Annotated in this window: 11 protein-coding genes and 1 pseudogene; all 12 read right to left on the bottom strand. The window is 32.3% G+C overall.

What is annotated here, in order from left to right:
- Positions 1-58: 58 nt before the first annotated feature.
- Entirely contained in the window at positions 59-1276 is a 1218-nt protein-coding gene (locus tag ADH49_RS00655) for a hypothetical protein (RefSeq protein ID WP_048688007.1), read from the bottom strand.
- A 23-nt stretch (positions 1277-1299) separates the two neighbouring features.
- Positions 1300-2076, bottom strand: a complete 777-nt coding sequence (locus ADH49_RS00650; RefSeq protein ID WP_048688004.1) for a glycosyltransferase family 2 protein — start codon at positions 2074-2076, stop codon at positions 1300-1302.
- Positions 2066-2422 carry a DUF2304 domain-containing protein gene (locus tag ADH49_RS00645; protein WP_048688001.1) on the bottom strand — a complete coding sequence of 119 codons (357 nt, stop codon included), beginning with the start codon at positions 2420-2422 and terminating at the stop codon, positions 2066-2068. Before ADH49_RS00645 ends, ADH49_RS00650 begins: the two co-directional genes overlap by 11 nt.
- Positions 2422-3138 carry a glycosyltransferase family 2 protein gene (locus ADH49_RS00640; RefSeq protein ID WP_048687994.1) on the bottom strand — a complete coding sequence of 239 codons (717 nt, stop codon included), beginning with the start codon at positions 3136-3138 and terminating at the stop codon, positions 2422-2424. The genes ADH49_RS00645 and ADH49_RS00640 overlap by 1 nt, the downstream gene beginning before the upstream one ends.
- Positions 3139-4107, bottom strand: a complete 969-nt coding sequence (locus ADH49_RS00635; protein WP_048687990.1) for a glycosyltransferase family 2 protein — start codon at positions 4105-4107, stop codon at positions 3139-3141. It abuts the gene before it with no gap.
- Between the two features lie 31 nt (positions 4108-4138).
- Positions 4139-5119, bottom strand: a complete 981-nt coding sequence (locus ADH49_RS00630; RefSeq protein WP_023023666.1) for a glycosyltransferase family 2 protein — start codon at positions 5117-5119, stop codon at positions 4139-4141.
- Position 5120: 1 nt separating this feature from the next.
- Entirely contained in the window at positions 5121-6374 is a 1254-nt protein-coding gene (locus ADH49_RS00625) for an oligosaccharide flippase family protein (RefSeq protein WP_023023668.1), read from the bottom strand.
- Between the two features lie 331 nt (positions 6375-6705).
- Complete coding sequence (locus ADH49_RS00620; RefSeq protein ID WP_023023670.1) at positions 6706-7743, bottom strand: acyltransferase; 1038 nt, start codon at positions 7741-7743, stop codon at positions 6706-6708.
- Positions 7744-7802: 59 nt separating this feature from the next.
- Positions 7803-8654 (bottom strand): dTDP-4-dehydrorhamnose reductase, encoded by an 852-nt coding sequence (rfbD, locus tag ADH49_RS00615; protein WP_023023671.1) that lies wholly within the window; start codon positions 8652-8654, stop codon positions 7803-7805.
- A 65-nt stretch (positions 8655-8719) separates the two neighbouring features.
- Positions 8720-9646, bottom strand: coding sequence for a glycosyltransferase family 2 protein (locus tag ADH49_RS00610; RefSeq protein WP_023023673.1), 927 nt, complete (start codon positions 9644-9646; stop codon positions 8720-8722).
- An 87-nt stretch (positions 9647-9733) separates the two neighbouring features.
- Positions 9734-11044, bottom strand: a pseudogene (locus ADH49_RS00605) (DUF2142 domain-containing protein).
- Positions 11045-11188: 144 nt separating this feature from the next.
- The gene (galE, locus tag ADH49_RS00600) at positions 11189-12205 is read right to left on the bottom strand and encodes a UDP-glucose 4-epimerase GalE (protein ID WP_023023679.1); all 1017 of its coding nucleotides are present in this window, start codon (positions 12203-12205) and stop codon (positions 11189-11191) included.
- Between the last annotated feature and the right edge of the window lie 160 nt (positions 12206-12365).

The raw sequence follows: 12365 nt of genomic DNA, 5'->3' as shown, positions 1-12365 counted from the left end.
AGTTTTAAAAAAAAATGAAAAACTCATTAATAATAAAAAAAGTAGAATGAATCTACTTCTAATTAATTTTTCTATGTTTCATCTTTAAATAAATTTCATTTATAAACTTACAGGTTATTATGAAAACACTTAACATTATTGGTAAATAAGTCCTAGTATCTGAAGCATATAAAGTTGGTGAAAAGGAAATAACCATACGTCCCAACAGGCCAATTATAAACAAATAGGAAAGCCAAACCTTATCTTTAGAATCTGAAAGACTCCAGATAATAAACAGTAAAATTAACAATATAACAAAATAGAATAGAACTGCTCCAAAATAAACGAAATTAAATTCAAATGTTCCACTTTCTCTGGCAAGCTTACTAACAGCGGATAGCGTGAACAATACACTTCTCCATTCAAACTTATGACTTAATACAGTTAATAAAACAACTGTAGAAAGTATAAAACTAGTAAAATTATTTTTGTAAATAGATAAAATTACCGAAACAATTAAAAATAAAGTTACAAATGCAAATGAGACAGATAATAGTCCATCTCCGGTTTCTAAAATGCCTAGACCCACCTTTTGAATACTATTTAAATTAATAAAATTTGGAAACCAAGAATCTACATTTTTCATAAATCTTATTGTATTTCCAGGAGCTAATTTCGCTGATAGGATTCCTAATGAAGTAACCACAACAAATAGAATATTCCAGTTTCTGTCACTGTTAATCTTCCAGTCTCTAATAAGTTCAAAAACAATCCATAGAAAGGCATAAATTGCTAATTGTTCTTGCATGACAGCGAATACAAAACTTACCAAACTAGCAATCTTTACCCACAAGTTGGATGAATGACGAAAATAAAGAGAAAATAACATGAATGAAGCAGGAAGAATATAATTTACATAGGTCGGAATTGATCCTGCACTCAAAAATTCACTTGCAGGAATACAAATGAATATTAAGAACCCTGGAAGCCATGGAAGTTCCTTTGAGAACTTTTTGCTAGGTAATAGGAATACAAACGTTGCCAAAGCAGATACAATGACAAATAGTTTTTCATGAACAGAAAATAAAAGTGTTGCTGATTCAATTAACAGTCTGCTACTCCATGTAAAATAACGATCAATTCCAAAATAGAGATAATTATATTGAAATTCTTCTGCGTATTTCAAAAATGCGGTTTGATCTCCAACTGGTGTAATTTTATTATTAATATAATACTGTATTGCATACAACACAGATACAATAAATATATATAAATAAAATCTTTTACTGTTTTTCATTTTTGCTCCCTAAACATAAAAAACTAATTATTTGAATGTTGACTCTTCACATATTGTCTCATCAGCAACTTGGCGATCCAATTAGGCCAGAAGAGTTGGTACATGTATAGGTCTTCTTTACTACGAGTATTGTCTGCGATGGTTTTTGATGTTTCAGACTCTTCATGGATACGGTGGCACATAAGTTTGTCAGATACATAAGCAAAACGACCTTTATACTCACTAATCTTATACCATGCGTACCAATCCAAACTCACCCTCATTGCTTCATCAAAATAAAAATTCTTCAGATTTTCTCGATTATAAGTAACTGCTGGACAACAAATCGGATTTCCAAAGGCCATCACACGATTACGCCAGAAATGACTTGCTGGAAAAAGATTCATGGTTTTTAACATTAATGACTTAATCTTCAGATTCATATTCGCAGGAATTTTATGACCATCTTTTTCTTCAAAATAATCAGAATACCCAATTAGTACATCCGTATGCTTTTCCATCTTGGCCAATACTTTCTCAGCATATTTTGGCTTATAAAAATCGTCTTGATGGGCAATGGTAGCAAACTTTGTCTCTACAAAAGACATAGCATTGTTCCAATCCTTGCCAATTCCTCCACCTTGCTTCGTATAAAATGGAATATCATAACGCTGACAAAGTTCCTGTATTGATTTCAGTGGTGTTGAACTGTAACAAATAATCCGTGATTGGAGGCTTTGTTTCTTCAAGGATTGAATACAGGCTTCTAAGTATTCGCTTTCTCCATAAGCACAAATCACCCAGGTGTGATTATCTTTCATTCTTCTCCTCTTTCATTTCTATATGGCTTTTTAAAATAGACAACTCTTGAATCAAATGTTTCATCTTCTCTTTCTGTTTCGATAAGGTCATAGTTTGTAAAAAAGAAATAACTAAAAGGAAAAATATAGCTAGCGATAGTAAAAAATTCGAAGTCAATTCAAATCCAAGTAATCTAGCAAAATAACCAGGAATGACATCGAAAATGGAAATAATAATCATTACAAAACTGATTACAATCCACATGAATGCCTGTTCAAATAAGATATTATTTTTGTTGATATTTCTAATAACTAGATAAAGGAAAAAGATTGAAGCTACCAACATAACAATAGATAATACTGACATTATTCACTCTCCCTCATAAAGGCTGCGATTAAAATGGATGAACATACTTCAATCATGTAACGAATAGACTTGATAGGGGTGATCGAGGACACGCCACCTGTTCGTTCAAACATATTAGCAGGTTTTTCCACAACCTTATATTTACGTTTCAAAATATGAACAATTGTTTCAGGTTCTGGATACTTGATTGGGTAACGTCTAGCAAATTGTTTGATCACAACTTTGTCAGCTAATCGATATCCCGAAGTTGTGTCTAAGACTCTTTGACCAGTTGTCCACTTAATCAAGTTAGAAATAACTCCTATACCAAAGCGTCTCATAAAAGTAGTCTGAAATTCTGATTTAACATCACCAACAAAACGAGATCCAATAACTAGGTCTGCTTCGTTTTTTCTAATTGGGTTTAGCAAATCTGACAAGGATTCGATATCATGCTGACCATCACCATCAAACTGAACAGCAACGTCGTAATCATGCTCCAGTGCATATTTGTATCCTGTTTGAACCGCGCCGCCAATTCCAAGATTCATCACGAGATGAACAGCATTAAAATGGTTTTCTTCAAGAATTTGTTTCGTCTTATCTGTTGATCCATCATTAATAACCACATAGTCCAAATCAAAATCAACTTTCTTGCGGTAATTCAAGATACTCATTACCGTATCGAAAATACTTTCCTCCTCATTGTAGGCAGGAATTATCATTAATACTCTCAACTACTTCTCCTTTCCTTTACAGTAAAATCTCGAAAACAGTGAAACTAATCTTAAACGTTCTAAAGTTCTAAAAGCCATTACAGAAATAATAGTTTGAATTCTTTCTCCATTTATTTCGGATGATAATGGTATTAAATTTGAATCAAGATTTTCTTTAGAAATCCATTGCTTAATTCTTCTATATTGATCCATAAACGACGAACTTGAAGCTGCTCTTCCAGAAAAGAGTAAGTACCAAATGTAATATCGTTTAATAAAATAGCGAATATATTTTGAATCACCAGCAACTTGAAGCAAGTGACTCAAGAAAAACACAATATCTATATTCGGATTAAACCCTCTTTGAGATGTGTTTGAGATACTCTTCTCGTTAAAAAACCAATTATAGCCATTATAATCAATTACTTTAATTTTTTCTGTTAAATTGTATGCAGTCAAAGTAAAGATAACATCTTCACCTATTGGATAATCAAAGAACTGGATATTATTATCTATTAAAAATGAAGTTCTATAAATGCGTGCCCAAGGAGCAACAACTATATACTTAGACCATTCAGACTGTGTTAAATCTTGCTTAAAAAGTGTCTTCATTTCCTGATTAACACGCTTATAACCCCCAAGAACAATATCTAGTTGTTCTTGATCTATTACATTATAAAAACGCTCCAAATAATCTGAATCAACAAAGTCATCATTATCAATAAAGACGATATACTCGCCCTTAGCAAGTTGTATACCTTTATTTCTAGTTTTAGCAACTCCTTCATTTTCTTTATCAATTACTTGGATAAAATCATTAGCAGTAGCATACCTTTTAATAACTTCTAAACTATTATCTGTAGAACCATCGTTTAAAAGAATAATCTCAAAATCTGTAAATGATTGATTCAGAAGAGAATCTATACATTGTTTAATTCCCTCTTGTGCGTTATATACAGGAACAATTACTGAAACGGTTGGATTAGACATATTATACTTTCTACTTTTTTAAAACTTATCATTATAGTTTTTTATAAAATTTTAACAAATTTGCTAAGATCTTAATTGATAATCTCATTCCAAATAATCTTGTCATCATTCCAGTATATTTGAAAGATCTATTCTTTATCTCATTTGAAAATTTAAGAAGGAATCTATATTTTTTAAGTAAGCGTTGTATTTCAGGATGAGAATAATACTGATTAACAAATGGTAAGATTGAAATATAAGAAATCGCAAAATAAATATTTAATGCATGTTTAACATCAAGCTCAAGGCTATTAACATCAATTAACCCAATTTCGATACTCTTTAAAATATCAATTACATTTTTTTCTTTTACAATATTTGTAATACTTCCCAATCGATTCTGTCTGTATTGATAACAATCTATATTTAAAATTGAATAAGTAGAGATCATTTTTAATAACTTCGAACAATATAAACAATCCTCAGATAAAAAACCAATAGGGAAGTCTAGTCCTTGTTCAAATAGGTTTTTTTTCACACATTTATTCCAAGCAGGGGCAGTTAAAATCTCGTCTTTGACTAATCCAGTAATATTCTCTTTAGCACTTCCATGATTTGAAACAAAATCAAAACTTACCTTGACACTATCATCTAATCCATAATATTTATCATAAGAAAATATAATTACATCACTTCGAAATTTATCAATGTTTTTAGATAATTTATCTAGAAATTCTGGATTACTCCAAAAGTCATCGCCATCAACAAATAGCAAATAATCCCCCTTAGAATTTTTAATTCCGGTATTTCTCGCTGAAGATAATCCGCCATTTTCTTGATGAATGGTTCTAACCACTCCAAATTTAGATGTTAACTGATCACAAAGCAAGCCTGTTCGACAATCAGTAGAACCATCATCTACTATAAGAACTTCATATTCAGAATTAGGGAAGTTTTGATTTACAAGACTTTCTACACATTCTTCTAAATACTCTGCCACATTATAAGCAGCTACTATAATCGAAAATTTCATATTATTTTTTCCTTCTAAAAATAGTATATGGATTTGTTGCAAAATAAATTACTAAAGACGCAATTAACCAAGCTATCATTGCACAAAGGAATGAGAGACATGCTCCAAAAACCTCAAATTTAGACACTAGAGGCTTGGCAGTTAAGATTGATACAATATAACCTACAAAAAAGGAAATAACCAAAAGATGTTGCTTCCTAAATACTGTCAAAATATTATCACATACAGTTGAAAAAGTACTTGCAATCCCTCCAAGTAGCAAAATAACAAAACTAGTCTGATGCTGTTTAAGGTTGGTCCCGTATACAATATCCAAAATTGGGATGGCAATAAAAGCACCAATTAGAAATATTAATGTACAAGTTCCAATTAAAATCTTGAAGAGATTATTCTTGTAAGTGACAAAATGAGAAATCTTCTTTTCTTCTAAAAAGACTGCAAGCTGTGTAATCATTGGTCTAAGAAACACAATCATAAGATTCATGGCAAAAATTGGTGTAAACAAAATACTAAAATCTCTCTGAACACCATTTCCAATCAAACCTTGATTAAAAATATCATTCAAAGCATATTTAGGCTGATTATAGATTGAGACCAACAAAAAAGCATTAATAAATAAAGGTAAACAATCTTTCAACACATTGATAATATTACTCAACCTAACACTCTTTAGATTTAAGCGATGGAAGACTTTTGAATTAGGATAATCAAATAGAGCAATAAAAACAAATGAACTAATGGTTTGTGCGATCACAGACCACAATAGATTTTTAGAGAGGACTAACGTTAAAGCAAATACAATTGTTGAAATAGTATTTCTCAGGAAAAGGGACTTCCCAGCAATATCCAGACGCTCTTTCTGCTGAAATAAGCCTTGAAAAACATCCGATAAGGCTTCACTAACTCGGAAAAAAGATACCCAAAAAATTATCCCTAGATTTGAGTGAGTATTAGTATTAAAAATTAAATACGTCACTAAAAGAAGAACCATTGCAACGTTTGAAATAAGCCTTGTAATGAAATAAGTATCAAAAGAATACTTCTCTCTTATATCTGTCGCTTGGAAATCTCTAACTTGAAAACTTGCTACAATAACAAAGAGGTTCGCAATTGCATAGGCAAAACTATAGGTATCCGCTGAAGCACTATTTAAAGCACGTGTAACAATAAAAAGAAGTATAACTGAAACAGCAGCTGAAGATAGACTTCCTAAAATATTCCAGAAAAACACCTTTTGGGCAGTTACTTTTCTCAAGTTTTTCTACTCACTTTCTATAAGCACATTCCATTAATTATACCATAAAGACAATAAAAAAGAGAGTAGCTTATGATATACTCCCAATATTATGATTAGTAAATATATTGGTTTACTGCGGCCGTAAAAAAATATGTTTGGTATTTCAATAGTTAAAATTATTACTACATTACTTAAAATTTCCAAAAAACAAAGGGAAATGTTTCTTCTAATCGAGAAACAGTCCCCCTTATTTTACTTTATTTTCCACTTTACAAATTATAATGAAATGGACATAGACACAAATTGCATATATTACAAAATCCCATTAATTTTCAGATTCATTAGTCAATTACTTGTTATATTTAACAATCATAATTTGAACAAATTTTAGAACTCGAGTAATGACGTAGGTGATAAAAAGAGATTGTAAAAACAAAAAAATGACTATAAAAGGAAATTTTGGTAAGATGCTTGCAAAATCTCCCCATTTCTCAACTATTTTAGGATACCAATATAAATCTCCTATCACAGATAGTAAATAAATAGGAAGAGTGTTCTTAGAGATAAATAAAACAACTTTTTGTAGCCACTCATTTTTAATATCGACTCGTAGTTGAATAACCGAATAAAAAATTAATGAAGACAATAGAAATACTGGAAGAACACCGTATTCTATTCCAAAACTAGATTCTGATATTACTGATAATCCTAAAACACTTAATACATCGAGAATTAAAATGACTAAAAAAAGTTCTTTTATGGTCGACCTCTTCTTAAAAGAAGCAATAAAAGCACCAACAAGATAATATGTAATAGGCCAGAGTCCTTTCCAATAATCAGGAATTAGGTGCGATACAATCATAAAAATTTGCTTATTGTTATTAAACAATGAAAGAGTAGCTGGGATAATAGTTAATAATACTAGAACACCTAATGCAATAGCTTGATTTCTACGATTATTAAATGATTTGAAACCTGCATTTAAAAATGGAATCATTATATATAACCCAATATACATATTTACATACCATGCATAGTGGCTAAAGGAAAATATATTTACTAGTAACTTACCAAGATAATCTATATTAAAAACTCTAACGTCGAAAAAAGTATAGATAGAAGCGGCAAGACAGTAAATTCCAATTACTGGTAGTAATTTTATAAAGTAAGTTTTACTATAAGTCTTATCTTTCATTAAATAACCTGTAGTCATGATAAATATGGGAACACAGGTCATAAAAATCATCCAAATAAAAGATGATAAAAATATACTTTTAAAGGTATAGGAACGACCATAATAATTGGTATGAAGAAAAAAATGGACAGCTACTACAAATACTATTGCAATACATTTTAGTATATCTATATTTAGTTTTCGCTCTTTCATAAATCTCCTTATTGTATTACCGAATGAAAAGATGGTTTCGTACCATCTTTCCATTTTAATTATTTCACTTCTTGTTTATAAAATTCTTTCAAGGCGTCTTGCCAAGTTGGAATAACGAATCCTGTTGCTTTCGCTTTTGCCAAGCTCATCGTTGAGTTAAGTGGGCGTTTCGCCTTAGCTGGGAATTGGCTGGAATCCACTGGCTTCACTTCTACATCCGTATCTTTGAGGATCTCAACTGCAAAGTCATACCAAGTTGTATCTTCTTCTGCATCATTTGACAAGTGATAGTAACCATATTCCTTACGATTTTCAGCCAAGTAGGTCATGAACTCTGCAAGGGTCCGTGTCCAGGTTGGACGACCATGTTGGTCATTAACGACTGTAAGTGTTTTGTGAGTCTTGGCAAGGTTTTGCATAGTGAAGACAAAGTTTTTACCGTAGTTCCCGAAAACCCAAGCTGTACGGATGATATAGAAGTTAGACACATACTTTTCAACCAACTCTTCTCCCATACGCTTGGTACGACCGTACTCTGTCTGTGGATCCGGTTGATCGTCTACTTCCCATTCTTGTCCAACTGGCTTATTTCCATCAAAAACGTAGTCCGTTGAGATATAGACCAAGGTTGCCCCGTGCTTTTCAGACGCTTTTGCTACATTCTCTGTACCAGTCACGTTGATGGCATAGTCCAACTCTTTTCCTTCATCTTCAGCAGCATCGACAGCTGTATAGGCAGCACAGTGGTAGACTAGGGTTGGCTTCACTTCTGCGAATACCTCGTCTACTTTTTCTGCATTTGTGATATCCATTTCAGCCACATCAACGGCTACATATTCTTCATTTCGTTCATCCAACAAATGGCGAAGCTCTGTACCAAGTTGCCCATTTGCTCCTGTAATTAAAATCATGGTAAATTCCTTTCAATTGCTTTATCCCTATCATTATAGCAAAAAAAGCAGAAGTTTTCTGCTTTTTACTTGCTTTTCTCTTTGATGACATAGACTGGTCGATTCTTAGTTTCTAAAAAGATTTTACCAATATATTTACCCAAAATTCCAATGGTTAGCAATTGGAATCCTCCAAGAAAGAGAATCACAGTCATGAGGGATGGCCATCCAGAAGTTGGATCTCCAAATACTAGAGTTCGAATTACGATCAAGACCATCATTATAAAAGCTAAAATCCATGACAAAAGTCCACCGATAAAGGCAATATTTAAAGGTGCGTCTGAAAAATTAACAATCCCCTCAATAGAATATTTGAAGAGAGACCAAAAATTCCAAGAGGTTTCTCCGGCCACTCGCTCGACATTTTTATACTCTAAATACTCAGTCTCAAATCCAACCCAAGCAAAAATCCCCTTAGAAAATCGATTATACTCAGATAATTCGAGAATCGCATCGACCATCGGACGACGCATCAAACGAAAATCACGCGCTCCGTCAACCATTTCCACTTGGCTGATCTTATTGATCAATTTATAAAACATCCGTGCAAAGAAAGAACGAATCGGTGGTTCCCCATCACGGGTCACCCGACGGGTTCCGACACAGTCCAGATTTGACTGCTGATCCAATTTCTGCTTCATTTCAATCAATAACTCTGGCGGATCTTGTAGGTCCACATCCATAACGGTCACATAATCTCCTGTAGCATATTGAAGGCCAGCATATAAAGCAGCTTCCTTTCCAAAGTTACGTGAAAAAGATAGATAATGGGCACAAGGATTCAAGAGATTGAGTTCACGTAAAACATCTAAGGTTTTATCAGAAGACCCATCATTAATAAAAATATATTCAAATTCTTCTCCCATGGAGATCCGAACTCGTTCCATCTCTTCATAAAATAATGGAATCGATTCTTCTTCGTTAAAACATGGGACTACAACTGATATGGTCATTTAACTCTCTCCTTGATTTCTTCACCTTCTATTGTAACAAAAAACTAGAATAAACCCTAGTTTTTTATTATTTCAATCCTATTATGATTATGTTCTCAATTGATAAAACATGATTAAAACATAGTAGATAGAAGGGAGCAATGATAAATATAGAATTTGTCTTGCAGATTTTTCATCTAATTGACTCTTACCATTTGAAAAAGGAATCAGTAAAATTAGAAAAGAAATACCGTCCTTGAACACAATTAATTGCATCAGCCCCCACTTCTGTGACCTGCAAATAAAAATTAATAATAAAATTCCTAAAAATACCAATTTAGAGAAAAGATTATAAATCATGCGATATGATTTTTCAATCACAATACTATCTTTTTCTTGAATTCTAAAACTAGTAAACATACAAAATATGGAAAAGAATGAAATTGTAATTGGAACATGCATCATTTTTAAAAGATCGGAATAACCTAACTGAAATTCAAAATATGGAAAATTTATAATGCTTTCAAAAAAAGTTTTCATCGCTTTTAACGGATGAGCAAATATAAAACTCAACTGTCTGCCTTGATCAATATTCTTTGCCCCATAGTAAATTATATTCCCGTTTATATTTTTGATATTCAAATACCATAAAACTGTCAATAAGGCACAGTAAATTAAACTTCCACTTAACAAATAAATCTGGGATTTTGATAACCTAACCCTTTTAACACTAATGTAAATTAACGGTAAGTAAAGCGCTAGGATAGCTAATGCCGGCATTTTAGACATGACAACTAGAATGGAGCACAAGATTAAAGAAACAAATTCGCTCTTTTTAATTTCACTGTTAAGAGCTAATTTTTGATATAAGCTTATAATTTATGAAACAAATAGGAATATAAGGCCATAAGTAAGCGTACCAGCAGATATAGCTGTAAAGGATAAAATTACAGTTGGGATGGACCAGATGATTAAAAGAGTTGTCTTCCCAAATGGTATTTTTCGAATCGCTAATAAGAATAACCAAAAAACTGATAAAAATCCAACTAACCTTAAGAGTAAAAATGTATTGATAGTACTTAGGTTAAGTAACTTCGAAGTCCAAGCAGTTATAATATACGGGAAATATACTAAAGGAGAATACACTGCTGCCGTAGATCCATCCTTAGTGAGTACTTTTTCTTTGCTATCTGTTAGATTATTAAATTCACTCTTCCAATCTATACTTATTATCTTTTGACTCTCCTGCGCTAATGACTTAGAAATGATTGTCATTGATAAATGAATAAAGTCTTGTTCGCTTTGAGTAATATATCCCTCACTTTTGGAACTCAAATTATTCGAATAGGTAAGAACTCGAGCATAATGAACTTGTTCGTCATACCATGACATTGGATAACGTACAAATATAGATAGCAAACCAATCAAGATGATGAGGTATAGTTGAATCAAGTATATTGACTTGTACCTACTCTTTTCAATCTTTATAAATCCTATTATTCATACTTTTCCTTCCCTACTAGAACCATGTCTCCATACAAAATACGATCAGAATAATTGTGACTAACAATATCCATTTGGATGCTTACTCTGCCATCTCCAAGCATCTTGGCACATCCGATGAATATCAAATTGGGCACTCCATCCTAGTTCTTTGCGTGCTTTGGATGGATTTGCATAACAGGTTGCGATATCCCCTGGTCGTCGATCAATAATCTTGAATGGAATTGTTTTTCCTACAACCTTCTCCATATTTTGAATAATTTCTAATACAGAGTAGCCCCGACCCGTACCCAGATTATAAATATTTAACCCTGAGTCGTTGGAAAGTTTTTTCAAAGCAGCAACGTGGCCTTTTGCCAGGTCAACTACGTGAATATAATCGCGTACACCAGTTCCATCAGGTGTTGGATAATCGTTCCCAAATACATTAACAGACTCTAACTTTCCTACTGCTACTTGTGTTACATATGGTAATAGGTTATTAGGAATACCATTTGGATTTTCACCAATATTCCCGCTTTCATGAGCCCCAATTGGATTAAAATAACGTAACAATACAATATTCCATGTAGAATCCGCTTTGTAAATATCCTGAAGGATTTCTTCAGTCATAAGTTTTGTTCTACCATATGGATTTGTAACAGATAAGGGAAAATCTTCCAAGATAGGAACTGTATGTGGATCTCCATAAACAGTTGCTGATGAACTAAAGATGATATTTTTACATTGAACTTCTTTCATGACCTGAAGTAAAGTCAATGTTCCACTAATATTATTTTCATAATAAGTGAGTGGGATTTGTACTGATTCTCCAACCGCTTTTAATGCAGCAAAATGGATCACACCAGTCGGTTTTTCTTTTAGAAAAATTTCTAGAAGTTTTGATTTATTTCGAATATCTTCATGATAAAAAGTTATCGATTTTCCAATGATTTTTTCTACTTCTTGTATACTTTTCTCATTACTATTTACTAAATTGTCTATAATCACAACTTCATGACCTGCATTGACCAATTCAATAATAGTGTGGGAACCAATAAAACCCGCTCCACCAGTTACTAATATTTTATGCTGCATGTAATCTATCTCCCGACTGAATCAACTTTTTTCCATTATCCCACAATTAAAAAAATTTTTCAAAATTTTTCCTATAATAATTTTCTTCTTTTCACACAAAAAAGCAAGTTTTAATCCGGTTTTTACCGGTAAAAACTTGCTTTAGCTTTTGTAGAATTTT

Origin of the sequence: Streptococcus sp. 400_SSPC, assembly GCF_001072745.1 — a bacterium.
Classification (GTDB): Bacteria; Bacillota; Bacilli; order Lactobacillales; family Streptococcaceae; genus Streptococcus; species Streptococcus xiaochunlingii.
The sequence above is the reverse complement of the archived record's forward strand: the minus strand, read 5'-3'. Positions and strand labels throughout refer to the sequence as shown.

Excerpts from the sequence above, each read along its gene's own strand:
- ADH49_RS00655 (WP_048688007.1), bottom strand. The coding sequence starts at position 1,276 with ATGAAAAACAGTAAAAGATTTTATTTATATATATTTATTGTATCTGTG.
- ADH49_RS00650 (WP_048688004.1), bottom strand. The coding sequence starts at position 2,076 with ATGAAAGATAATCACACCTGGGTGATTTGTGCTTATGGAGAAAGCGAA.
- ADH49_RS00645 (WP_048688001.1), bottom strand. The coding sequence starts at position 2,422 with ATGTCAGTATTATCTATTGTTATGTTGGTAGCTTCAATCTTTTTCCTT.
- ADH49_RS00635 (WP_048687990.1), bottom strand. The coding sequence starts at position 4,107 with ATGTCTAATCCAACCGTTTCAGTAATTGTTCCTGTATATAACGCACAA.
- ADH49_RS00630 (WP_023023666.1), bottom strand. The coding sequence starts at position 5,119 with ATGAAATTTTCGATTATAGTAGCTGCTTATAATGTGGCAGAGTATTTA.
- ADH49_RS00620 (WP_023023670.1), bottom strand. The coding sequence starts at position 7,743 with ATGAAAGAGCGAAAACTAAATATAGATATACTAAAATGTATTGCAATA.
- rfbD (WP_023023671.1), bottom strand. The coding sequence starts at position 8,654 with ATGATTTTAATTACAGGAGCAAATGGGCAACTTGGTACAGAGCTTCGC.
- ADH49_RS00610 (WP_023023673.1), bottom strand. The coding sequence starts at position 9,646 with ATGACCATATCAGTTGTAGTCCCATGTTTTAACGAAGAAGAATCGATT.
- galE (WP_023023679.1), bottom strand. The coding sequence starts at position 12,205 with ATGCAGCATAAAATATTAGTAACTGGTGGAGCGGGTTTTATTGGTTCC.